Source organism: Ensifer sp. 38_S197 (genome assembly GCF_056924495.1).
The window spans coordinates 1,055,813-1,076,595 of sequence record NZ_JBXOVZ010000002.1 but is presented as its reverse complement, the minus strand read 5'-3'; the positions used below and the strand labels follow the sequence as shown (position 1 = coordinate 1,076,595).

The window sequence follows — 20,783 nt, the reverse complement described above, 5'->3', positions numbered from 1 at the left end:
CTACGCGGCCAGCCCGCCGAAAGCCCTGTAACTGGCGAAGTCGGTGCGGATGCCGAGCGTCTTCATCAGGGCTTCGCGATCGAGGCCAAGGTTGCGGTCGAACTCACCCAGAGCAGCCGCGACCTTCGGCGCGACATCGGCACTGGCGAACTCGATCATGGTGATGAAATCGAACTGGCCGGGACCGGCGTGCTGCTCCAGGAACAGGTCCTTCACATAGCCATCCTGCTTGCGGATGACCGCAAGCGTCTTGTCGACCAGCTCGACGAACTGCTGCCGCGCCGCGACCGGCACGGTGTATTTGTTGATGCGGTACAGCGGCGCTACGACTGCCGTTTCGGGTGCGGTGCTCATTGCTCTTTTCCTCTGATCTCTTTTGAACAAGAGCAGGGCGTACGACCTCAAGCATAGTTGAGGTCAATAGAGAGCATCGCTCTTTTCGGAAAAGGTTCTTCAGCCGGAAATGCCCTTCAGCACATTGGCAACGTTGAGGCCGATTTCCGGCACGCCGTAGCCGCCCTCCATGCAGACGACGACCGGCAGGCCGGTGCGCTTCAGCGCCTCTCCCATGCGGATATAGTCCTCAGACGTCAGCCGGAAGAACGAGATCGGATCGCGCTCGAAGGTGTCGACGCCGAGCGAGACGACCAGAGCTTCGGCACCGAAAGCCTCGATGCGCGAAAGCGCATCGGCCATGGCCTCCGACCAGGCGTCGAAGAGCGTGCCGCGCGGCAGCGGATAGTTCCTCGTCGTACCGAGGCCTTCGCCTGCACCCTCCTCGTCGGCAAAGCCGAGAAAATACGGGAAGGCATCGACCGGATCGCCATGGAGCGAGGCGAAGAAGACGTCGCCGCGCTCGTAGAAGATATCCTGGGTGCCGTTGCCGTGATGGAAGTCGACGTCGAGCACGGCAAGCTTTGCGGCACCGTGGTCCCGCAGGCGCTGCACGGCGCAGGCGGCATTGTTGATGAAGGAATAGCCGCCGTAGAGATCGATCGCCGCATGATGGCCGGGCGGCCGGCAGAGCGCGAAGGCGGCACGGCTGCCGGCGTGAATATGATCGGCGGCCGAGATGGCGCAGTCCATCGCCGCACGGGCAGCGGCATAGGTGCCTTCGGTGATCGCCGTTTCCGCCGCGAAGGAATAATAGCCGAGCGCGCCGTCGATATCCTTCGGCGGGCGCTGGCGCATGCGCCGGGCCGGGAAGCAGGCCGGGATCGCTTCGCCGCGATAGCCGTCGGCGACCCAGCGCGACCAGGCGGTTTCGAGAAAATCGAGATAGTCGGCCGCATGCAGCTTGAGCGCGAGCTCAAGACCGTGACGCTCGGGGGCGACGACATCACGGAAGCCCGCTTCCTTTACTGCCGCCAGAATCCACTCGGCGCGAAACGGCGCCTCGAAGGGCGGCACGAGTTCGCCGCCGAAGAGCTCGGTCTTGGCGTCGCGGAGCTTGTGGTCCTCGGTGTAGAAGATGCGCATGGGGGTATCCTGAGAGGCAACAGACGGGCGCCGGTACCCTACCCCAGGCTATTGACTTCGCAAACTGAGTGAAGCCCCCTCATTCGGCCTGCCGGCCACCTTCCCCCCCGCAAGCGGGGCGGAGGACACGCCCGGCCCCGCTCGCCCGCATTCACTACTCTCAGCATATCCTGTGACGACAGGTGAGGCCTCAGCGGCTCTTCCACGTCCCCTCTCCCCGCAGGCGGGGAGAGGGTGAGGGGCAAGACGCAAATAAATGCCGCTAATCCGCAATCCGTTTGTAGAAGAAGGTCGTGGCGCAAAGGCCGCCTTCCGGCCACATCGCGTAATCCGGAATGACACCGACGCGCTCCCAGCCAAGGCGGGGATAGATCGCCTCCGCCTCGCTGCCGGTCGCCGTATCGAGCACCAGCAACGTCTTGCCACGGGCGGCGGCTTCGCGCTCGACCGCCTCCATCAGCCGCCGCGCCAAGCCCTTGCCGCGGGCGGCGCGATGGACGAGCAATTTCTTGAGATCGCCGCGGTGCGGCTGGTTCGGCATCTGAGCGACGCCGACCTGGACGGTGCCGAGGATGCGGCCTGCTTCCTCCGCCACCACCAGCAGCGTTTCGTTCGCCGCGACCGCTTCGACGACGCCCCGCCAATAGGCAAGTGCGCTTTCCGGCGGATAGGGCTGCATGAAACCGACCGAGCCGCCACCCTCGACGCAATCGGACAGTACCTCGGCAAGCGCCGGCATGGCAGCGCGCGCTTGCACTTCATCGAGTAAGCGGATCTGGAAATCGGGCATGGTCAAACCTTGGTGCGGCAAAGGATGACGGCATAGCGAGCCGGCTCATCATGCGGATTGTGGAAGATGTGGCCCGCGCCCAAGCCCATGAACAGGCAGTCGCCTGGCTCGAGCGAATGGGAGCCGGATTCGGTTGTGAGTTCCAGCCGGCCGGAAAACAGCCAGAGATGCTGGGTGATGCCCCGGTCGGACGGTTGGCGCTCGAACACGACACGGGCGCCCGGCGGAAACTCGACCTCGACGATATCGACCGGCGAGCCGAGACCATCGGGCGAAACCGAGCGGCGCAGATAGCCGGATTCAGGATCGCGCCAGAGCCGCTGGTCGGCCCGTTTTGCGAGCGGCGATGCCTCCTTGGTCTCGAAGGCAAAAAGGGCAGAGAGCGTGGTCGAGAGCGCGCTGCAGAGCTTGGCGAGAAGCTGGGCGGTCGGGCTCGCCTCGCTGCGCTCGATGCGCGAGATCATCGCGCGGCTGACGCCGGAACTGCCGGCAAGGTCGTCGAGTGTCAGGTTCTGTTCCGTGCGCAGCGTGCGGATCCGCTCGCCGATGGCATATTCCAGAGGGTCGGTGACATTTTCCATTATTTGAGAATGCATTTCTCATATAGTGGAGTCAAGGCTGAGAAAGTTTAAAATACGGGCATGCGATGCCGCTTTGACGACAGCACGACAAGGCCTTTTCGGCTATGGTGACAGTTTCGCGAGCAGAAACGAGAAAAGCTTACACTTCAATACTTTAGACAGTTCTCATCGATCACGCCCGTGCGCCCTTCAGGTGCGCCTTCATCGACAGGTTGGACATGACACAGCAGCCCTCCTCGCTGACCTCGATCGCCAGCATCGTCATCTCGATGACGGCGGTTGCGATCGGCAACGGCATGATGCTCGCCTATGTGCCCTTCGCGCTGACGCGCTCAGACGCGCCGGACTGGGTGCCGGGCGCGGCCGTCACCATGATCGCCTTCGGCGGGCTGATCGGCTGCGTCATCGCCGGGCCGATGATCCGCCGCGTCGGCCATGCCCGCGCCTTCTCCTGTTCGATGGCGCTCGTCATCCTCTCGGCGCTGACGATCGCGCTCGGCATGCATCCGCTCCTGTGGGTGCTTGCCCGCGGCCTTTACGGCGCATCCGGCAACACCAATTTCATCATCGCCCAGAGCTGGCTCAACCATGCCAGCCAGAACCACTGGCGCGGCAAGGCGATGGCACTGTTCTACATGGCCTATGTCATCGGGCTCGGCACCGGCGCCTGGCTGTTCGGGCAGATCCCGGCCGACGGCAACCTGCCGCCGCTCGTCACCATCTTCTTCACGGCGCTTGCTCTCCTGCCGATCGGGCTGACGCGACTGCCGACGCCGCCGGCGCCCGCCAAGGTCAGCATCGATATCCCGATGGTCTGGCGCAATTCCCCCGTCGCCTTCATCGGCGTGCTTGCCGCCGGCGGCTTGTCGATGGTGGTGCAGGGCTTCACGCCGATCTATGCGGCCGCCAACGACGTCAGCCAGAGCGATGTCGCCAACCTGATGTTCGTGATGCAGTTCGGACTTATCGCCATCCAGTATCCGATGGGAACGCTGTCCGACCGGATCGACCGGCGCCTCGTGCTGATCGGCACCTGCCTGTTGATCCTCGCCGCCGGCTTCTTCGCACTGTCTGCCTCCTTCGGCAATCTGATCCTGCTGATGCTGGTCTTCGCGCTCTTTGCCGGCGCGGTCGAGACCGTCTATTCGATCGCCAATGCCCATGCCAACGACCGCACCGATCCCGCCGATTTCGTGCCGCTTGCCAGCACCATGCTGGTCGCCTGGTCGATCGCCGCGACCGTCGTGCCGATGCTGGTGACGCTCACGACGCCCATCTTCGGGCAGCGCACCTTCATCTATGCGGCGATGGCCGTGGCCGCCCTCTACGCCCTCTTCGTGCTCATGCGGCTGAGGAAACGCGACGAGGTTCCGGTGGCCGAGCGCGAGAGCTTCGAGATCAGGAGCGCACAGGTGCCGAATGCCGGCGCGCTCGTCGATGCCGAGGCGGGCGCCGAATAGGCCGATTTATAGTGAACGAAGCCTTCATTTCCCGCTTTGCGGCGGTTGAAGGCGCTGCTATATGCGGCCCATGAGCACAACATCTTCGAAGACGCCCCTTTCGCATATCCGCAACTTCTCGATCGTGGCCCACATCGACCACGGCAAGTCGACGCTTGCCGACCGGCTGATCCAATCCACCGGCGGCCTCGCCGAGCGCGAGATGTCCGAGCAGGTGCTCGACAGCATGGATATCGAACGCGAGCGCGGCATCACCATCAAGGCCCAGACGGTGCGCCTGCACTACAAGGCCAATGATGGCGAAACCTATGTGCTGAACCTGATCGACACCCCCGGCCACGTCGACTTCGCCTACGAAGTCTCGCGTTCGCTGTCGGCCTGCGAAGGCTCGCTGCTCGTCGTCGACGCATCCCAGGGCGTCGAAGCCCAGACGCTCGCCAACGTCTACCAGGCGATCGACAACAACCACGAGCTCGTCACCGTGCTCAACAAGATCGACCTGCCGGCGGCCGAACCCGACCGCATCAAGGAGCAGATCGAGGAAGTGATCGGCATCGACGCTTCCGACGCCGTGCTGATTTCGGCCAAGACCGGCCTCGGCATCCCTGATGTGCTCGAGGCGATCGTCACCAAGCTGCCGGCGCCGAAGAGCGAAGGCGGCGATGCGGCCCCCTTGAAGGCGCTGCTGGTCGATAGCTGGTACGACACCTATCTCGGCGTCATGGTTCTCGTGCGCATCATCGACGGCACGCTCAAGAAGGGCATGACCATCCGCATGATGGGCACCGACGCCAAGTACACGATCGAACGCGTCGGCGTGCTGACGCCGAAGATGGTCAATATGGAAGCGCTTGGGCCCGGCGAAATCGGCTTCATCACCGCTTCGATCAAGGAAGTGGCCGATACCCGCGTCGGCGATACCATCACCGAAGATAAGCGCCCGACCGACAAGGCCCTGCCGGGCTTCAAGCCGGCGCAGCCGGTGGTTTTCTGCGGCCTCTTCCCGGTCGATGCCGCCGACTTCGAGGACCTGCGCTCGGCGATGGGCAAGCTGCGCCTCAACGACGCGTCGTTCTCCTTCGAAATGGAATCGTCGGCAGCGCTCGGCTTCGGCTTCCGCTGCGGCTTCCTCGGCCTGCTGCATCTCGAAATCATCCAGGAACGCCTGGAGCGCGAGTTCGATCTCGACCTGATCGCCACCGCTCCTTCGGTCGTCTACAAGCTGTTCATGACCGACGGCACGGAACGCGAGCTGCATAACCCGGCCGACATGCCCGACGTCGTCAAGATCGCCGAGATCCACGAGCCGTGGATCCGCGCGACGATCCTGACCCCCGACGACTATCTCGGCGGCATCCTCAAGCTCTGCCAGGACCGTCGCGGCATCCAGATCGAGCTGACCTATGTCGGCACCCGCGCGATGCTGACCTACGACCTGCCGCTCAACGAAGTCGTCTTCGACTTCTACGACCGCCTGAAGTCGATCTCCAAGGGCTATGCCTCCTTCGACTACCAGATCACCGAGCACAAAGAGGGCAACCTTGTGAAGATGTCGATCCTCGTCAACGGCGAGCCGGTCGACGCGCTGTCGATGATGGTGCACCGGATGGCAGCGGAGAAGCGCGGCCGCGAAATGTGCGAAAAGCTCAAGGAGCTGATCCCGAAGCACATGTTCAAGATCCCGATCCAGGCGGCGATCGGCGGCAACGTCATCGCCCGCGAAACCATCTCGGCGCTGCGCAAGGACGTGACGGCCAAGTGCTACGGCGGCGACGCCACCCGCAAGCGCAAGCTCTTGGAAAAGCAGAAGGCCGGCAAGAAGCGCATGCGCCAGTTCGGCAAGGTGGAAATCCCGCAGGAAGCCTTCATCGCCGCGCTCAAGATGGGCGACGAGTAGGCGAGCATGCCTCTAAGGTTGAAAGGGCGGCCCTCGGGTCGCCCTTTTTAGTTCGGGCTTGAGCTGTGCAAGCCGAGTTGTGGGTGGCATTCAAGAGCGCCGTGCCGGCGATATGGGTGCGTGAATGGATCCTGGGGTCAAGCCCGAGGATGACGCAGGAGCAAGCCGGAGGATGACGACCTATTGAGGAGTCGGCGACTCAGGCAGCGAAGCGAAGCGCTGCACCCCTCAAAGCAAATACCGCTTCGAAATCCGATCCACCAACTGCCCGTCCTTCAGCGGCACGGCCTTGTCGACCTTGTAGTCGACGAAGCCCATCTTGCCGTAATAGGCGAGGCCGCCCAGGTTGTCGGCGCGGATGGTGGCGTTGAGCGCCTTGAGGCCGATCGAGCGGGCGTGATCGCAAGTGGCCTTGAAGAGCGCGGTGCCGGCGCCGGGCACCTTGTTGCCGGGACGGGAGAAGGTGCCGATGTCGGCCCAGTCCTCGGGTATTCCGTCCCAGCGGTCCAGCGCCTGGAAAGCGCAAGGTTCACCATTCTCGTCCTCGGCGACGAAGCAGCTCACAAAACCGGGGCCGGCGAGATAGTGCGCCACGAAGCTTTCGGGCGTGAACGGCGCCTGGTGGGCGGTGGTGCCGCCGATCCGGATGATCTCGTTCAGGAAGGCACAGAGTGCCGGTGCGTCGTCAGGTCGCGCCGGGCGCACATGGATCGTCTTCATCTCATTCGTCATCGAAAATTGTCCTTCTGAAATCGTCCGGATCATTTCATCCGTCCGCTGGAACGATGCGGATGATCCGGCCCTTGTAATCACACAGTTCCGGACAGAGCCGGTTCACGCGTCCCCCGATATAGGGGCGCCGGGCAGCGGGCGCGCCGGGTTGCCGACGACGATCGCGCCGGCCGCCACGTCCTTCGTCACCACCGAACCCGCGCCGACGATCGCGGCGTCGCCGATCGTGACCCCGCCAAGAATGATGGCGCCGCCGCCGATCCAGACATCCGAGCCGATCGCCACCGGGCGAGCGATTTCGAGGCCTCGCCCCCGAAGCACGGCATCCTTGTGGTGTTCGGCGCAATAGATCTGCACGCTTGGCCCGAGCATCGTCCCCTCGCCGATCGTCACCCGGCCGCTATCGAGGATGGTGCAGCCGGCGTTGAGATAGACGCGGGCGCCGAGATGGATGTTGATGCCGTAGGAGCAATGGAACGGCGCCTCGATGAAGACGTCATCGGCGACCGCACCGAACAGCGCGCGCAGAGCGGGCGCCATGTTTCCGCGTTCGATCGGCGGCATGGTGCTGTGCTGGTGGACCGCTTCACGCGCCGTGAGGCGAAGTGCGTCGAGTTCGTCGTCGAGGCACGAGTACCACTCGCCGGCGGCCATCTTGTCGCGTTCGCTGGCGGTCACGCTTTTGCCTTTGCTTCCGCCGCCTCGCGCCGTGCCAGGCTTTGGGCCGGCCACATGGTCTTCATGTCGTAATAGACCTCGAAGGTCGGGGCGCCGCCTTCGAGCGACAGCCACTTCACCTTGGAGCGGGTGAAAATGTGCGCGTCCGGCGGGAAGTCCGAGGGCCGATCGAGGCTGGCAATGCGGAGGAAGGAGAGCCAGCCGCGCCGGCCGTAGTCGCTCCAGAGCGCCGTCTGGCATTCGGCGCAGCGATAGACGTCGTGCGGGCGGCCGCTGTCGGTGGGGAGCGTGACGACGACGGGCTCGCCCTCGGTGAGTTCGATGTTCTCGCGCTCGATGACGCCGTTGACGACGAAAGCGCTGCCGACCTGGCGCTGGCAATCGCTGCAGTGACAGCAGTTGACGAACATCGGCGCGGCCTTCAGCCGATAGCGGATCTTGCCGCAGAAGCAGCCGCCGTTCAGTGTTTCACTCATCCGTCTACCTCCTCCAGAGCCGGATCCTTATTCATCCCGGCGCCCTCCCGGCGACCGATCGTCGCCACCCAGGCGCGAGCCAGCGCCAGGCCGGCAGCATCGGCCTGTCGGCCATGGCGGGCTGCGTGCTCGCGATAGCGGGCAAGCCAGGTGGGGTCGAGCCGGTTGATCGTATCCGGGAAGGCGCGGTTCCAATCCTCGACCAGGTGCGTGTCCGCCTCGAAATGGAATTGAGTGCCATAGGCGGCGCGGCCGATGCGGAAGGCCTGATGGGTGGTGGCGGCGTTTTCGGCGAGATGCACAGCCCCATCAGGCAGTGTGAAGGTGTCGCCGTGCCATTGGAAGATCGGGAAGCTCTGGCCGACGCTGGACAGCACCGGGTCCTCGGCGCCTTCGCTGCGCACCTGGATCTGGCACCAGCCGAACTCCCTGGCGGCGCCCAGCAGATTTTCTGCGCCATAGGCCCGCGCGAGAAGCTGGCTTCCGAGGCAGATGCCAAGCACGGAGCGGCCGCTGTCGCCGAAAGCGCGCATCAGCGCGGCAAGATCAAGCAGATAGGGATAGGCGGCATCATCGAGCGCGCTCTGCTCGCCACCGAGCACGACGAGCGCATCATAACCGTCGGGCGTTGCCGGCACGGTATCGCCAAGATAGGCGCGAAGGATCTCGATCTGCGCCTTGACCTCGCGAAGCGCCGTGCCGACCTGGCCGAGCTCGGTCTTCGCCATGTTTTCAACCACCAATACCCGCATCGTCACCTTCCCTTCGCCGTCGCGAACCGAGATTGACCACGAGCGCGGCCGCCGTTCAAGAGGCACGATGATCCGCGCGCCGTGCTTTGCCGCGCCCCGGTACGGGTCTTGACTTCCTGGTCAAACTTTCCGACCCTTGCGTCATCATGATGTCGACGACTTCTTCCTCTCACTGCTTCCGGGTGTGCCCGATCGCAGGAACCTGACCCCGGCCCGGATGTTTGCGCTCTCCGGGTGAGGGGAGCCCTGCCGCGTCGGCAGAAGAAATTTCAGACGCGGCGAAACGAGCGCCGAATTCCCAGAAAATCGATTCCGAGCGCGCCCGCAGGCGCCACGGCCGAACACGGCAGGTCACATCATGGCGGCATCCCGCAAGAAACTTCCCCCCATCATCATCAATGCCGAGGACCACAAGCGGCTGACGGCATTGGCCTCATCGGCGCTCGAGCGCGTGCCCGACGTGGCCGAATCGCTTCTCTCCGAGCTCGACCGCGCTCGCATCGGCGCGCCGGGCGCACTGCCGGCCGACAGCGTGCAGATGGGTTCCATCGTTGCCTTTGAAGCCGACAACGGCTTTGCCAAGCAGGTGACGCTCGTCTATCCCGGCGAGGCCGATATCGAGGCCGGACGCATCTCTGTGCTGACGCCTATTGGAGCGGCCTTGATCGGCCTTTCCGTCGGCCAGTCGATCGACTGGCAAGACCGGTCCGGCAAGGTGCATCGCATGACCATCCGCAGCGTGACGCCCCAAGCAATTCCAGGAAAAGTGTGAAACGGTTTTCCGTCCGGAATTGCGTATTCTATGAGGGCGGACCGGCATTCCATGCCGCCAAACAAAAATGGGGAGGCCGGTTTTCGCCGCCTCCCCGTTTCCCTGTTCATCGTTCGATCGATCAGAGCTGCTTGCCGAGCCTGGCGTCGACCGACTGGCCGTTGGCACCGCGGATGGCGAAGAAGAACAGGATCGCCGCCCAGAGGATCGACTTCTCGGCACCGAACAGGCCCTCGCCCTGCACGATGCCGTGGAAATAGACGGTGACGAGCAGAACGATCATGCCGGCGAAAGCCGCCGGGCGGGTCAGTAGCCCGATCGCAACCAGGATGCCGCCGAAGAATTCGGTGGCGGCGAGAAGCGGCGACCAGAAGACACCGGGATAGAAGCCCAGGCCTTCGACCATGCCGATCGCGCCGAAGGGATCCGTGATCTTGCCGAAGCCGTGGACAGCCAGCAGGGCACCGGCGAGTACGCGCAGCAGCGTCTCGGCAAAACCATCGAGCGGCAGATAGATCTTTTCCAGCACCGGCAGAATGGCGCGCGGGCGGGAACTGGAAACGGTGACGTCGGTCATGAAGGGCCTCTCCGGCGGTTGGGGTGCGACAATTTGTGCAATGCCGCATCTCTCGCCACGAGCGCGGATCAAAGCAAGCTACCCGCCGATAAAAACATGACTAAATTGGTTGACAATTGTGTGAGCACGGCGTGAGCAACTACAGCGCCGCGCGTCTTATCGGACGCGCAAAGGTCGCCGTAGCACTTTGAATTGCTGCATGTTTTGCTAGGATTAAAGGAAACATGCAGTAAGCGCGACGACGCAGTTGTTTCCGCCAGACGCCGCCGGTATGGTCGCCGGCCCGAGACATGTCCGAGACCAAGCCATGGACCAGAAGCCGCGCATTACCATCCTCTATTGCACCCAGTGCAACTGGCTCCTGCGCGCCGGCTGGATGGCGCAGGAATTGCTGCAGACGTTCGGACAATCGCTTGGCGAAGTGGCGCTCATTCCCGGTACCGGCGGAAATTTCGAAATCCGGGTCGACGACGCGCTCGTCTGGGAGCGCAAGCGTGACGGCGGCTTTCCCGGCCCCAAGGAACTGAAGCAGCGTATCCGCGATATCATCGAGCCGGAGCGCGATCTCGGCCATACGGACAGGAGCTGATCCTGGATTTCGGAATTCTCGCCGGCGTCTTCTCCGCTGCGTTCCTGTCGGCCACGCTGCTCTTCGGCATGTCCGAGGCTGCGGTCGTTGCCGCGGCCTTGCACGGAGAGGCAGGTCGATCCGCCCTCTTCGTCGCGGCGACGCTCGGCAACGTGCTCGGCGCCGTCGTCAATTTTGTCCTGGGGCGCTTTCTCATTCGCTTCGAAGGGCGGCGCTGGTTTCCGGTTTCGGTGGCCAGCCGGCAAAAGGCGGAAGCGCTCTTTGCCCGCTACGGCCAGCCTGTGCTGCTGCTCTCCTGGCTTCCCGTCATCGGCGACCCGTTGACGCTGGTTGCCGGCCTGCTGCGTATGCCGCTGCCGCTGTTCCTGCTGTTCGTCTCGATCGGCAAGGCGGCGCGCTATGCCGTCATCCTGTACCTGACGCCCTGACGCCAGGCCGCCACAGCTCTGCGGTCGCCGTCTTAGCTGTGCGCGAAGATGTCCGTCTCGTCCCAGCCCAGCAGGTCGAGCTTGGAGCGCGTCGGCAGGAAGGCAAAGCAAGCGTCGGCAAGCTCCAGGCGGCCGTCGCGGATAAGGCGCGCCGTCAGCTTGTCGCGCAGCGCATGCAGGTGCAGGACATCGGAAGCCGCATATTCGAGCTGCGCCGGCGACAGGATATCCGCCGCCCAATCGGACGACTGCTGCTGCTTGGAGATGTCGACGTCGAGCATCTCCTTGAGATTGTCCTTGAGGCCGTGGCGATCGGTGTAGGTCCGGGTCAGCCGCGAGGCGATCTTGGTGCAGAAGACCGGCGTCGTCGTCACCCCGAAGGTGTGGAACAGCACGGCGATATCGAAGCGGCCAAAATGGAAGATCTTCTGGCGGGCTGGATCGGCAAGCATGGCGACGAAGTTCGGCGCTTGCCTCTGGCCGGCGGCGATACGGATCACGTCGGCGGTGCCGTCACCGGGCGAAAGCTGCACGACACAGAGACGGTCACGGCGGGGGATGAGGCCGAGCGTTTCAGTGTCGATGGCGATCGCGCCCGTATAGCGCGCAGCGTCAGCCGCGGAAATGTCGCCTTCATGGACCCGTATTGCATTCGCCATCGAAAATCCCCAGATCAAACGAAGTGGTGTCGCCTATAGCGCAAGTTTGGCGCCGGCGATACCGTTACCGTGTGCTACCAACCGGTCGCCCGTCCGAAAGTCCTGACAATGACGTCTCTTCGCTCCGCTCTCACCCTTTCGGCCCTTGCGCTGACTTTGGGGTTCTCCGCCATCCCGGCACCGGCACAGACCTACCGGGATCTGCCCGGCGTGCGCCAGATGGACCCGCTGAACGGCGGCGGCGACCATATTGTATGCGAACAGACCTTCATCGACCGCAATTATCCGTTCGAATCGACGGCTCGCGGCCGCCCCGTCTACGACACGATCTACAATTGCCGCCGCGGTGATGGACCGGTCTTCCAGGGCAGCGATCTGCCGCCGTCGCTCTATCGGCAGAAACGCGGCCTCGGCTACTGAGGCAATCCATCGTCGGCCGCTCCCCGCTCGTATGCTCCGCGCCCCGACGACCGCGCCGCTTGGCAAGGCGCGGATTTGTTCCTAGCCTGACGACACAAAGCGGGGCTGCCTCCGGCTACAGCGCCGCGCATCCTACCAGACGCGCAAAGATCGCTCTAGCACTTTGAATTGCTGCATGTTTTCATCCCTTAATCAGTTACGATCAAAGGAAACATGCAGTGGGAGGAACCATGTCCGATACGAAGCCGCTCGCCATCAGCGCACCCGCTCCGCGCACGCTCGACCTGATCTTCACGCCGGAGGCGTTGGAGGACCTGCATCGGCGCTACCGGATCGTCGAAGCCGATCCGGACGACATCGCCGGCCTCCGCGACGCTGTCTTGTCTGAAGCGCGTTACATCATCGGCCAGCCGCCGCTCGATCACGCCACGCTGCAGCGCATGGGCCAGCTCCGGGCGATCCTCAACGTCGAAAGCAACCTGATCAACAACATGCCCTACGAGGTGTTGTTCGAACGCGGCATCCATGTGGTGACCACCGGCCAAGTATTTGCCGAGCCGGTCGCCGAACTCGGCCTCGCCATGGCGCTCAACATCGCTCGCGGCATCGTCGACGCCGACCTTGCCTTCCGCGAGGGCCGCGAGCTCTGGGGCGGCGACGGCAACCGCTCGGCGCGGCTGCTCTCCGGCGCCGATATCGGCATCATCGGATTCGGCGACCTCGGCAAGGCGCTGAACCGCGTGCTCTCCGGCTTCCGCGCCAGGATCCGGGTTTTCGACCCCTGGATGCCGGCCTCGATCCTCCGAGACAATGGCGTCGAGCCGGCGTCGCTCGATACGGTGCTCGGCGATAGCGACTTCGTCTTCGTCGTCGCTGCGGTCACCAGCGAGAACGAAGGCTTCCTCGGCGAGAGGGCCTTTGCCCGTATGCGGCCGGGTGCCGCCTTCATCCTGCTCAGCCGCGCCGGCGTCGTCGACTTCGAAGCGCTGATGGCCGCCGTCGCACGCGGCCATATCGTGGCGGCCAGCGACGTCTTTCCGGAAGAGCCCCTGCCGCTCGACCATCCGGTTCGCCGCCTGCCGGGCTTCCTGCGTTCGGCCCATCGCGCCGGCGCGCTCGACAGCGCCTTCAAGAAGATGGGCGACATGGTGCTCGAGGACATGGACCTGATGGACCGCAACCTGCCGCCGATGCGCTGCAAGCGGGCCGAGCGGGAAACCGTCGCCCGTATGCGCTCGAAGCCAGTGTCGGTGAACTGAACCACCGATTTTTCGCGACACCTGTCGGCGGGGGCGTGCATCCCGCCGATTAACGTGTTTTATGGGATTGGCATTTAACTTCCCTTGCACACACGACCGCCATTGCAACGTTAAGGTGGTCGCCGGTTGATCGGTTCGGAAGCAGAGATTCGCAATGGCAGACACGGCGCCCGGTGCTCGACAAAGCGGAAAGCGCGATGGCTGGAACAGCTCGCTGCGGTCGCTGTTCAGCCTGGTCATGGTCGCGATGCTGATCGTCGTCTCCGCCACGCTCGTCGGGCTCGATTATCATCGCTCGCGCAATGCCGCCATTGCCGATGCCGAGGCCAACATGCGCGGCTTCATGGACCGCCTCGTCGACCGGCTGGGCGTTCTCTCGGGTGACACGACCGCCCTCGTCAATCTCGTTTCCTCGGTCGCCAACTCCTTCCTGGTACCCCCGCCCGAACGCATGAACGACAAGGTCGCGGTCCTGCGCGAGGGCATCACCCGCTCGCCGCACATCGACGGGGTCTATGTCGGCTACCCCAACGGCGCCTTCTTCCACGTGGTCGACCTCAAGCAGATCGCCTGGCGCATGGCGCTCGACGCGCCGCGGGGTGCCGCCATTGCCGTGCGCTCGATGGAAAAGGATTCAAGCGGCAAACCTCTTCAGCGCGTGCTTTTCCTCGATAAGGACGGCATGCAATTTTCGGAACGGCGTCTGCCGCCCTCCAGCTTCGATCCGCGGACCCGTCCGTGGTACCGCGCCGCGGTCAATGGAACGGCCGCGGTTTCGACGGGCCCCTACGAAAGCGCTACGACCGAAACGCCCGGAATGACGATCTCGCAGGCACATCGCGGCAACCCGAAGATCGTCATCGGCGCCGACGTTGTGCTCGACACGATCACCGATTTCCTCGCCCGCGAACGGCTGACCGCCGGCTCGGTCTCGTTCATCCTCGATTCCGTCGGGCGTCCGATCATCCATTCGGACCGCGTGATAATGCGACGCATCATGGCGGCGAAAGACAAGGACGCGCCGATCGTACAGGCCGAGAGCGACCCCTTGATCCAGAGCATTCGCCTCAATCCGCCGGCGCCCGGCAAGGCCGATTTCGTCGAGGTCGGAGACCGAACCTATCTCGTCATGGTGACGCCGCTCGAATCCGCACTGCTTCTCTCCGGCACCCGCGCCGTGGTGGCGGCACCGCTCGACGAGTTGATGGCCGAGGCCAACCAGACGCTCGTGCAAGGGCTCGCGATTTCCGGCTCGGTCGTCGCGCTCGCGGTGCTCGCCTCGCTGGTGCTTGCGCATTTGATCACCAAGGGGCTCAACCAGCTGACCGCCAGCGCCAACCGGCTGCAGGATCTCGACTTCACGACTCCCATCGACGTCTCGTCGCATGTCAGCGAAATCTCCACGCTCGGCGGCGCCATGAACCGGGCGCGCGATGCGATCTTCACCTTCGCGCTCTACGTGCCCAAGGAACTGGTGCGCAAGGGCATCGAATCGGGCCAGTTCAGCGGCCGCTCGGCCTGGCGGCAGGAGGTCACGGCACTCTTCACCGACATCTACGATTTCACCACGCTCAGCGAAAAATATCCGCCGGAAGAGGTCGTGGCGATGCTGTCGGAGTATTTCGACATCTTCAGCGAAACGGTGGGAGAGCACGAGGGAACGATCATCCAGTTCCTCGGCGATTCGGTGTTCGCCATGTGGAACGCGCCGGCCGCCGACGAAAAGCACGCCGAACATGCCTGTCGGTGCGCGCTGGCCGTCGAGGATCGCCTCAGCGCCTTCAACGAAACCCAGCGCAAGAAGGGGCTGCCGGAGTTTCGCACCCGTTTCGGCATCCACACCGGCACCGCCGTCGTCGGCAATGTCGGCGCCAGGGAGCGGCTACAATATACGGCGATGGGCGACACGGTGAACGTCGCCTCCCGCCTCGAGGGCATGAACAAGAACTACGACACGACGATCATGGCGAGTGGCGCCGTCGTCGCCCAGGCCGGCGCCGCGATCCGCTTCCGGCCGCTGGGCTCGGCGCAGGCGAAAGGGCGCGCCTCAGCGCTGGAGATCTACGAGGTGCTCGGCGCCGAACCGGAAGAAAAGGCACCCATGGGCACTCCGCCGATCAGCCCGGAAGAGGCTGAGGGCGGTTCTCGCGAAGGCACGTGACGTGCCTCATGGCCCGACGCTGCGGCGCTGACGGGTCACCCAGCGGATACCGGCGATGACAGCAAAGGCGAGCAGCGGCCAGACGGCCCAGAACACGCCGCGCCACGTCAGCAGGTTGATGGCAAGGACCACCAGTCCCGCAAGGGCCAGCACGCCGATGCCGCGATCGACCCTCGGATTTGCCCTGAGCCAGGCGAGACCCGACAGAATGCCGAATCCGAGCAGTGGCCAAACGGACCAGAGCACACCGTTCCAGGTCAGAAGGTTCAACGCGACCAGCCCTGCGGCGATGATAGCGAGCACGGGAAGAGATCCTCGCTTGGCTGCCGCAACCGCCCCCTCGACACCCTTTGCCTCGGCTCTGGATCGGCCGGCATCTCCGCTCGCCTGGCCAGCGGAGCGTCCGAAGGCCTGGGCGCCGGGCGCCGGGCGGGCATCGGCCGTGCCGATGCGCACCGCGTAGCTCGGCACGCCGCCATCGATGTTCTTCACTTCGAGCGGTCCCAGAAAATCAAAGCCGACGGCGACCTTGTTGCGCACCTGGTCGTAGACCGTGCTGGAAATGACGATGCCGCCGGCGGGTGCTGAGGCCTGCAGGCGCGCCGCGACATTGACGCCGTCTCCATAGAGGTCGTCCCCCTCGGCAATCACGTCGCCAAGATTGATGCCGATGCGAAAGAGCATCTGTTCCTCGGCAGGGCATTTGGCGTTGCGCCCCGCCAGTTCGTTCTGCACGTCGATCGCCGTCCGCACGGCTTCCACGACACTCGGGAACTCGGCAATCAGACCGTCGCCCCAGGTGTTGACGACGCGCCCCTCATGCGCCTCGATCAGCCGCCCCATGGCGTCGCGATAGCGCTTCAACGTGGCGAGCGTGCCCTCCTCGTCGGCACGCATCAGCCGGGTGTAGTCCTGGACATCCGCGGATAGGATTGTCGTCAGCTTGCGACGCGTCTCAGACATCGCCTTGTCCTCGCTCGAGTTCCGCCGCCACGGCGGACAATTGCATGGTACCGCATTTGCGCGACCCGCACGCCTTCGTTGCGGATAGAATATCAATGTTGACGGTCAAGGCTTCAAGGCACGTTGCGCGAAAATAGCGACAGCGTACAACCAGAGTGAGGGAAAGAGAGTGCCGCCCGGCGGGAAACCAGCTCGAATTCCGGCCAAACGCCAGAAACGAAAAAACCCCGGTTGACCGGGGTTTTTCAAAACCAAATCAAGGATTTGGCTTAGGGAATTTGGTGCCCAGAAGAGGACTCGAACCTCCACGCCTCGCGGCACAGGTACCTGAAACCTGCGCGTCTACCAATTCCGCCATCTGGGCGACGAGCGGGGGTGTAAAAGGCCAGAGCTGAAGTGTCAACAGGCTTTTTGAAGTTTTCGTGTCGGATTGCAAAAAACTCAGTTCGACGCGGTTCCTGCCCAACGGCGGATTGTGGATAGACCTCTTGAGAGCAGCGCTTCGGCAGCCTCCGACGTCTCGGCCTCGACGTAGCACCGCATCTCCGGCGCATTCCCCGAAGGCCGGAAATGGATGATCCGGCCATCGTCGAGCGTCACCCTGAGTCCATCGATGTCGCTGACGGCAGAGACGCCACCGATCGGCGACAGGAACTCCGCAAGATTTGCCGCGTCTCCGCGCAAATGGGCCATCAGCCGGGCGCTTGTTTCGACCGGAAAGTTCTCAAGCCGATCGCTGAGCGCCACAGGCAACCGGTAGGAAGCGGCGAGTGCGGAAAGCGAAAGCTTGGCCTCGGCCGCGGCGGCAAGTGCGGCAACGATTGGCAGGACGCTGTCGCGCGTGGGCAGGGCCTCGAGTGTTGTGCCGTTGACGACGAAGGGGCTCGCGGTCAGCGTCCCCCCATTGGCCTCGAAGCCGGCGACCTTCTGCGCACCCTCTTTCAGCGCCTGCTGCATGCCGGCGATGACGAAGGGCGAGCCGACGCGGGTGCGCAGAACCGAAAGCCCTTCCCTGCCCTCCAGCCCGGAGTTCGACGTCACCGGAGTAACGGCCAGTCTCGCGCCGAGGAAGCCACAGGCCATCAGGCCCAGCAGGTCACCGCGCAGGGGCAGTCCGTTCTCGTCGGCGACCAGCGGCCGGTCGCCGTCGCCATCCGCCGACACGATGGCATCCAGGCGATGTTCGCGAGCCCAATCCTGGAGTCGCTCGATCGTCTCCGCCGAAACTGCCTCGGTGTCGACCGGAACGAAGTGTTCCGAGCGCCCAAGGGCCACGACATCGGCACCAAAGTGAGCCAGCAGTTCGGCGATCAGGTCGCGAGCGACGGTGCTATGCTGGTAGACACCGACCTTGAGGCCGGACAGCGCGCCGGCCGGCAGCAATTGCCGGTTCCTTTCCATGAAAAGCGCGGCAGCCCGGGCCGCGTGATCCTCGCCGGTCCCGGCATCGGCAACCGGGGCAATCTGATTCGCGATACCGTCGGCGATGCGGCTGATCGCAACCTCGTCCTCCTTGTCGATCTCGCCGTCCGGGCGATAGAACTTGATGCCGTTGCGATCGGCCGGAATATGCGAGCCGGTGATCATCAACCCCGCCGCCTTGTTGGCGAGACCGTAAAGCGCCAGCGCAGGGGTAGGCACCGCGCCGCAATCGAAGACACGCAGCCCCGCGCGCGACAGGGCAGCGGCGCAAACGGCCGCGATCTCAGGGCTCGAATCGCGAAAATCGCGGGCGATCAGGATGGGATCGCCAGGCTTGCTGTGCCCAGCCGCCATCAGGTGCCGGGCAAAGGCGGTCGCATAGCGGGCGGAGGGCTCTCCCTTCAGTTCCTCCGAGAGGCCGCGCAAACCACTGGTGCCAAACTTCAATTGCATCGCGTACCTCGTTGAAATGGGATTGAATGACAAAAGAACCACAGCCACACGGCCGAAGGATCGGCGCATCGTGCTGGGGGGGATGAACGGACAGAAATCCAGCGGCTCCAGTAACGACCCGCCACGTCCGTCGCCATGAATAAACCAAGAAAAACAAACGTAATAGGGCAGGGACACAAGCGGAAGGCTTCGCCTTCTGAAAGTGAGGACAAAATGACGGGATTTCGCAATTTCGTTATCGGCTGCAGCTTGGCCGCCACCTCCCTGATCACCCCCATCGGGCCTGTTGAGGCAATGCCTATCCAGGCGCCCGATCTCCAGATCAAGGCACAGGGCGACGTCCAGAATGTGCAATACTACCACCGGCGCCACTGGGGCGGCGGTTGGGGCCATGGATGGGGGTCTGGCTGGGGGCCCTACTACCGTCACGGTTGGGGCGGACCGTACTATGGCTCGGGGCTGAGCTTCTACTTCGGCTCCGGCGGCTACTACGGTGGTGGTTATTATGGCGGCTATTACCCCCGCTATGGCTACTACCCACGTTACGGCTACTACCCGCGCTATGGCTACTACCGCGACTACTACCCGCGTCGCTACTACGGCGGTAACTACTACCATCGCGACCGATATGTGCACGGCGGCTCACATGTGAGCTGGTGCATGTCGCGCTACCGCTCCTACGATCCGGCAACCAACCGGTTCCTGAGCTACGGTGGGGCCTACAGGGTCTGCTACTCGCCTTACCGATAGGCGAAACGCAACGCAACGTGAGGGCGATTGCGGCTCACGCGTATCTCCGTGTGCAATCGCGGAGAGAGCTGGCTTCGTGTGCCAAGCCCGTTCCGATTTGTGAGAGACCACGATTAAGCCGCCATTAACCGCAACGACCTAACTTTCGGAAAGCTCCACGATGCTGTCCGGGGATGAAACATGCTGCTTCCGACCCAGCAATCGACCGCCACCGCAACGACCAGCCTGGTCGGCTCGATCCTCAAGGACATCGAAAAGCGGCAGGCGGAAGAAGAAGAAAAGGCCAGAGGTGCCAAGGACGACAAGGTCCTGAAGGCGCAGGTCCAGTCCGATGGCGCCCGCAAGGCGGCCAATGACAAGATCAACGCCCATTTCTTCGATCGCACCCGGAACGATCCCAACAGCAATCGCGCGGCTCTCATTCGTCAGGTGGGAGAGTTCTTCGACCTCGACCGCGAGACGTTCAAATCCGACGCCGCCTTCGCCAGAGCGCTCGAAAACGAGATCAAGGCCCTGGATCCCGGCGATATCGCCAAGGTCGAGAAGCAGCTTGGGCTCGATAAGCTCGGCGTCTCCCTCACCGACCTGACTGAAGCGCTCAAAAATCCGGGCGGCCGGGAAAACGAGACGTTGAAGGCGGCGCTTGGAGAGACGAGCGGCAATGGGTCCCAAAGCCAGGCACAGGCTGCCAAGGCGGTGGATCGGCTGAAGAGCGCAGCGGAACCCGGGTCACTCGAGGAAGCCCAGGTCGACAGCCTGCGCAACGATCCCACCCGCAGCACCGACAAGCAGTCGCTGGTCGAACAGGACGAGCAGCTACGCGCACTCCGCCTCAAGGATGAACTGAAAAATGTCGCCGAGCGCCGCGAAACCGAGCTGCAGCCTTTGGTCCGCTTCGACGAGAACGGCCTCTACAGCCTGACGGCGCAGAGTTTCTGATCATTTCCTGCGCACGATCCCCAGCCGCGCCATGACCTCCTTGGGGATGCCGTAGCGGCGAACGGCATCGCGGCTGTCGCGCAGCCCGCAGATCTCGCGCTGGATGAAGAAGGCCCAGACGGCATCGGCTGCTTCATCGAGAAGCCGCTCGCGCAAATCCGGGACCACCTCCCCCTTTAATTCCGACAGTGCGGCAAGGGCCTTTTCCACCTTCAGCCCATGCCGGCCGAGCGCATCGGCGCGCTCGGACATGAGCTCATATTCGAGCACGTTGAAGGCGCCGGTGGTCGAGAAGGTCGGGCTCAGGGCTTTTGGGGGACGAACGGTCATCCGGAACTCCTCAGAAGTCCTGAAGATGGCGCTGTTGATGTCCACAGACAAGGGCGGTCGACCGCCGCAGCCAGCGAAACATGGTTAAGATTTCATAAACCTCTTTCACCTAACCTCGAACATCATGCCGATTCCCCTGTCCGCGACGTTGTCGCGGTCGTTCGGCCATTGGCCTTCCGCATGCTTCTTCAAGAACATGCAGCAGCCCAAAGAGCG

At 63.7% G+C, this 20,783-nt stretch carries 23 protein-coding genes and 1 tRNA gene; 10 read left to right on the top strand and 14 right to left on the bottom strand.

Going from position 1 to position 20,783, the window contains the following annotated elements:
* From AC1Z3V_RS18325 to AC1Z3V_RS18310, 4 genes are all read right to left on the bottom strand, one after another.
* The gene (locus tag AC1Z3V_RS18325) at positions 1 to 354 is read right to left on the bottom strand and encodes an antibiotic biosynthesis monooxygenase (protein ID WP_483500886.1); all 354 of its coding nucleotides are present in this window, start codon (positions 352 to 354) and stop codon (positions 1 to 3) included.
* 99 nt (positions 355 to 453) lie between these two features.
* Positions 454 to 1,479 carry a histone deacetylase family protein gene (locus tag AC1Z3V_RS18320; RefSeq protein ID WP_483500885.1) on the bottom strand — a complete coding sequence of 342 codons (1,026 nt, stop codon included), beginning with the start codon at positions 1,477 to 1,479 and terminating at the stop codon, positions 454 to 456.
* Between the two features lie 262 nt (positions 1,480 to 1,741).
* Entirely contained in the window at positions 1,742 to 2,269 is a 528-nt protein-coding gene (locus AC1Z3V_RS18315; RefSeq protein WP_483500883.1) for an N-acetyltransferase family protein, read from the bottom strand.
* A gap of 2 nt (positions 2,270 to 2,271) precedes the next feature.
* Positions 2,272 to 2,850, bottom strand: a complete 579-nt coding sequence (locus tag AC1Z3V_RS18310) for a helix-turn-helix domain-containing protein (RefSeq protein WP_483500881.1) — start codon at positions 2,848 to 2,850, stop codon at positions 2,272 to 2,274.
* A 218-nt stretch (positions 2,851 to 3,068) separates the two neighbouring features.
* Here AC1Z3V_RS18310 and AC1Z3V_RS18305 point away from each other — a divergent pair, with 218 nt between their 5' ends.
* Complete coding sequence (locus AC1Z3V_RS18305) at positions 3,069 to 4,310, top strand: MFS transporter (protein WP_483500879.1); 1,242 nt, start codon at positions 3,069 to 3,071, stop codon at positions 4,308 to 4,310.
* A 70-nt stretch (positions 4,311 to 4,380) separates the two neighbouring features.
* Positions 4,381 to 6,207, top strand: a complete 1,827-nt coding sequence (gene lepA / locus AC1Z3V_RS18300; RefSeq protein WP_483500877.1) for a translation elongation factor 4 — start codon at positions 4,381 to 4,383, stop codon at positions 6,205 to 6,207.
* Positions 6,208 to 6,435: 228 nt separating this feature from the next.
* Here lepA and AC1Z3V_RS18295 read toward each other — a convergent pair whose 3' ends face one another.
* From AC1Z3V_RS18295 to AC1Z3V_RS18280, 4 genes are all read right to left on the bottom strand, one after another.
* Positions 6,436 to 6,939: an N-acetyltransferase family protein gene (locus AC1Z3V_RS18295; RefSeq protein ID WP_483500875.1), complete on the bottom strand. Its 504-nt coding sequence runs from the start codon at positions 6,937 to 6,939 to the stop codon at positions 6,436 to 6,438.
* Positions 6,940 to 7,041: 102 nt separating this feature from the next.
* On the bottom strand, positions 7,042 to 7,617 hold the full coding sequence (locus AC1Z3V_RS18290) for a sugar O-acetyltransferase (RefSeq protein WP_483500873.1): 576 nt from the start codon (positions 7,615 to 7,617) through the stop codon (positions 7,042 to 7,044).
* Positions 7,614 to 8,093, bottom strand: coding sequence for a GFA family protein (locus AC1Z3V_RS18285; RefSeq protein ID WP_483500871.1), 480 nt, complete (start codon positions 8,091 to 8,093; stop codon positions 7,614 to 7,616). Before AC1Z3V_RS18285 ends, AC1Z3V_RS18290 begins: the two co-directional genes overlap by 4 nt.
* A complete protein-coding gene (locus AC1Z3V_RS18280) occupies positions 8,090 to 8,845 on the bottom strand; it encodes a type 1 glutamine amidotransferase (RefSeq protein ID WP_483500869.1) in 756 nt (251 codons plus the stop codon). The genes AC1Z3V_RS18285 and AC1Z3V_RS18280 overlap by 4 nt, the downstream gene beginning before the upstream one ends.
* A 358-nt stretch (positions 8,846 to 9,203) precedes the next feature.
* On the opposite strand from AC1Z3V_RS18280, the gene rnk reads away from it, so the two are divergent.
* Positions 9,204 to 9,617: a nucleoside diphosphate kinase regulator gene (gene rnk, locus AC1Z3V_RS18275; protein WP_429810763.1), complete on the top strand. Its 414-nt coding sequence runs from the start codon at positions 9,204 to 9,206 to the stop codon at positions 9,615 to 9,617.
* A gap of 121 nt (positions 9,618 to 9,738) precedes the next feature.
* Here rnk and AC1Z3V_RS18270 read toward each other — a convergent pair whose 3' ends face one another.
* Positions 9,739 to 10,194, bottom strand: coding sequence for a DoxX family protein (locus AC1Z3V_RS18270; RefSeq protein WP_483500867.1), 456 nt, complete (start codon positions 10,192 to 10,194; stop codon positions 9,739 to 9,741).
* A gap of 307 nt (positions 10,195 to 10,501) precedes the next feature.
* Between AC1Z3V_RS18270 and AC1Z3V_RS18265 the strand changes: the two genes are divergently transcribed.
* Both AC1Z3V_RS18265 and AC1Z3V_RS18260 read left to right on the top strand, forming a co-directional pair.
* Positions 10,502 to 10,783, top strand: coding sequence for an Rdx family protein (locus AC1Z3V_RS18265; RefSeq protein ID WP_173515196.1), 282 nt, complete (start codon positions 10,502 to 10,504; stop codon positions 10,781 to 10,783).
* 68 nt (positions 10,784 to 10,851) lie between these two features.
* Positions 10,852 to 11,211: a YqaA family protein gene (locus tag AC1Z3V_RS18260; protein ID WP_483500865.1), complete on the top strand. Its 360-nt coding sequence runs from the start codon at positions 10,852 to 10,854 to the stop codon at positions 11,209 to 11,211.
* 32 nt (positions 11,212 to 11,243) lie between these two features.
* Here the strand turns inward: AC1Z3V_RS18260 and AC1Z3V_RS18255 are convergent, their stop codons facing one another.
* On the bottom strand, positions 11,244 to 11,870 hold the full coding sequence (locus AC1Z3V_RS18255; RefSeq protein WP_483500863.1) for a ribonuclease D: 627 nt from the start codon (positions 11,868 to 11,870) through the stop codon (positions 11,244 to 11,246).
* Positions 11,871 to 11,978: 108 nt separating this feature from the next.
* On the opposite strand from AC1Z3V_RS18255, the gene AC1Z3V_RS18250 reads away from it, so the two are divergent.
* The 3 genes from AC1Z3V_RS18250 (at position 11,979) to AC1Z3V_RS18240 (ending at position 15,710) form a co-directional block, all read left to right on the top strand.
* Positions 11,979 to 12,290, top strand: a complete 312-nt coding sequence (locus AC1Z3V_RS18250; RefSeq protein WP_483500861.1) for a hypothetical protein — start codon at positions 11,979 to 11,981, stop codon at positions 12,288 to 12,290.
* Between the two features lie 230 nt (positions 12,291 to 12,520).
* On the top strand, positions 12,521 to 13,549 hold the full coding sequence (locus tag AC1Z3V_RS18245; protein WP_483500859.1) for a hydroxyacid dehydrogenase: 1,029 nt from the start codon (positions 12,521 to 12,523) through the stop codon (positions 13,547 to 13,549).
* Between the two features lie 154 nt (positions 13,550 to 13,703).
* Positions 13,704 to 15,710 carry an adenylate/guanylate cyclase domain-containing protein gene (locus AC1Z3V_RS18240; RefSeq protein WP_483500857.1) on the top strand — a complete coding sequence of 669 codons (2,007 nt, stop codon included), beginning with the start codon at positions 13,704 to 13,706 and terminating at the stop codon, positions 15,708 to 15,710.
* 6 nt (positions 15,711 to 15,716) lie between these two features.
* On the opposite strand, the gene AC1Z3V_RS18235 is transcribed toward AC1Z3V_RS18240, so the two are convergent.
* From AC1Z3V_RS18235 to AC1Z3V_RS18225, 3 genes are all read right to left on the bottom strand, one after another.
* Positions 15,717 to 16,673 (bottom strand): adenylate/guanylate cyclase domain-containing protein, encoded by a 957-nt coding sequence (locus AC1Z3V_RS18235; RefSeq protein ID WP_483500855.1) that lies wholly within the window; start codon positions 16,671 to 16,673, stop codon positions 15,717 to 15,719.
* 279 nt (positions 16,674 to 16,952) lie between these two features.
* Positions 16,953 to 17,037 (bottom strand) — tRNA-Leu (locus tag AC1Z3V_RS18230).
* Positions 17,038 to 17,114: 77 nt separating this feature from the next.
* A complete protein-coding gene (locus tag AC1Z3V_RS18225; RefSeq protein WP_483500853.1) occupies positions 17,115 to 18,548 on the bottom strand; it encodes a phosphomannomutase in 1,434 nt (477 codons plus the stop codon).
* Positions 18,549 to 18,842: 294 nt separating this feature from the next.
* On the opposite strand from AC1Z3V_RS18225, the gene AC1Z3V_RS18220 reads away from it, so the two are divergent.
* Positions 18,843 to 19,298 (top strand): BA14K family protein, encoded by a 456-nt coding sequence (locus AC1Z3V_RS18220; protein WP_429810755.1) that lies wholly within the window; start codon positions 18,843 to 18,845, stop codon positions 19,296 to 19,298.
* Between the two features lie 180 nt (positions 19,299 to 19,478).
* Positions 19,479 to 20,237 carry a hypothetical protein gene (locus tag AC1Z3V_RS18215; protein WP_429810754.1) on the top strand — a complete coding sequence of 253 codons (759 nt, stop codon included), beginning with the start codon at positions 19,479 to 19,481 and terminating at the stop codon, positions 20,235 to 20,237.
* Here the strand turns inward: AC1Z3V_RS18215 and AC1Z3V_RS18210 are convergent, their stop codons facing one another.
* Entirely contained in the window at positions 20,238 to 20,567 is a 330-nt protein-coding gene (locus tag AC1Z3V_RS18210; RefSeq protein ID WP_429810753.1) for a DUF6665 family protein, read from the bottom strand.
* Between the last annotated feature and the right edge of the window lie 216 nt (positions 20,568 to 20,783).

What these genes read in the sequence shown, in the direction of transcription:
- AC1Z3V_RS18325 (WP_483500886.1), bottom strand. Translation starts at nt 354, where the DNA reads ATGAGCACCGCACCCGAAACGGCAGTCGTAGCGCCGCTGTACCGCATC.
- AC1Z3V_RS18320 (WP_483500885.1), bottom strand. Translation starts at nt 1,479, where the DNA reads ATGCGCATCTTCTACACCGAGGACCACAAGCTCCGCGACGCCAAGACC.
- AC1Z3V_RS18315 (WP_483500883.1), bottom strand. Translation starts at nt 2,269, where the DNA reads ATGCCCGATTTCCAGATCCGCTTACTCGATGAAGTGCAAGCGCGCGCT.
- AC1Z3V_RS18310 (WP_483500881.1), bottom strand. Translation starts at nt 2,850, where the DNA reads ATGGAAAATGTCACCGACCCTCTGGAATATGCCATCGGCGAGCGGATC.
- AC1Z3V_RS18305 (WP_483500879.1), top strand. Translation starts at nt 3,069, where the DNA reads ATGACACAGCAGCCCTCCTCGCTGACCTCGATCGCCAGCATCGTCATC.
- lepA (WP_483500877.1), top strand. Translation starts at nt 4,381, where the DNA reads ATGAGCACAACATCTTCGAAGACGCCCCTTTCGCATATCCGCAACTTC.
- AC1Z3V_RS18295 (WP_483500875.1), bottom strand. Translation starts at nt 6,939, where the DNA reads ATGACGAATGAGATGAAGACGATCCATGTGCGCCCGGCGCGACCTGAC.
- AC1Z3V_RS18285 (WP_483500871.1), bottom strand. Translation starts at nt 8,093, where the DNA reads ATGAGTGAAACACTGAACGGCGGCTGCTTCTGCGGCAAGATCCGCTAT.
- AC1Z3V_RS18280 (WP_483500869.1), bottom strand. Translation starts at nt 8,845, where the DNA reads ATGCGGGTATTGGTGGTTGAAAACATGGCGAAGACCGAGCTCGGCCAG.
- rnk (WP_429810763.1), top strand. Translation starts at nt 9,204, where the DNA reads ATGGCGGCATCCCGCAAGAAACTTCCCCCCATCATCATCAATGCCGAG.
- AC1Z3V_RS18270 (WP_483500867.1), bottom strand. Translation starts at nt 10,194, where the DNA reads ATGACCGACGTCACCGTTTCCAGTTCCCGCCCGCGCGCCATTCTGCCG.
- AC1Z3V_RS18265 (WP_173515196.1), top strand. Translation starts at nt 10,502, where the DNA reads ATGGACCAGAAGCCGCGCATTACCATCCTCTATTGCACCCAGTGCAAC.
- AC1Z3V_RS18260 (WP_483500865.1), top strand. Translation starts at nt 10,852, where the DNA reads ATGTCCGAGGCTGCGGTCGTTGCCGCGGCCTTGCACGGAGAGGCAGGT.
- AC1Z3V_RS18255 (WP_483500863.1), bottom strand. Translation starts at nt 11,870, where the DNA reads ATGGCGAATGCAATACGGGTCCATGAAGGCGACATTTCCGCGGCTGAC.
- AC1Z3V_RS18250 (WP_483500861.1), top strand. Translation starts at nt 11,979, where the DNA reads ATGACGTCTCTTCGCTCCGCTCTCACCCTTTCGGCCCTTGCGCTGACT.
- AC1Z3V_RS18245 (WP_483500859.1), top strand. Translation starts at nt 12,521, where the DNA reads ATGTCCGATACGAAGCCGCTCGCCATCAGCGCACCCGCTCCGCGCACG.
- AC1Z3V_RS18240 (WP_483500857.1), top strand. Translation starts at nt 13,704, where the DNA reads ATGGCAGACACGGCGCCCGGTGCTCGACAAAGCGGAAAGCGCGATGGC.
- AC1Z3V_RS18235 (WP_483500855.1), bottom strand. Translation starts at nt 16,673, where the DNA reads ATGTCTGAGACGCGTCGCAAGCTGACGACAATCCTATCCGCGGATGTC.
- AC1Z3V_RS18225 (WP_483500853.1), bottom strand. Translation starts at nt 18,548, where the DNA reads ATGCAATTGAAGTTTGGCACCAGTGGTTTGCGCGGCCTCTCGGAGGAA.
- AC1Z3V_RS18220 (WP_429810755.1), top strand. Translation starts at nt 18,843, where the DNA reads ATGCCTATCCAGGCGCCCGATCTCCAGATCAAGGCACAGGGCGACGTC.
- AC1Z3V_RS18215 (WP_429810754.1), top strand. Translation starts at nt 19,479, where the DNA reads ATGCTGCTTCCGACCCAGCAATCGACCGCCACCGCAACGACCAGCCTG.
- AC1Z3V_RS18210 (WP_429810753.1), bottom strand. Translation starts at nt 20,567, where the DNA reads ATGACCGTTCGTCCCCCAAAAGCCCTGAGCCCGACCTTCTCGACCACC.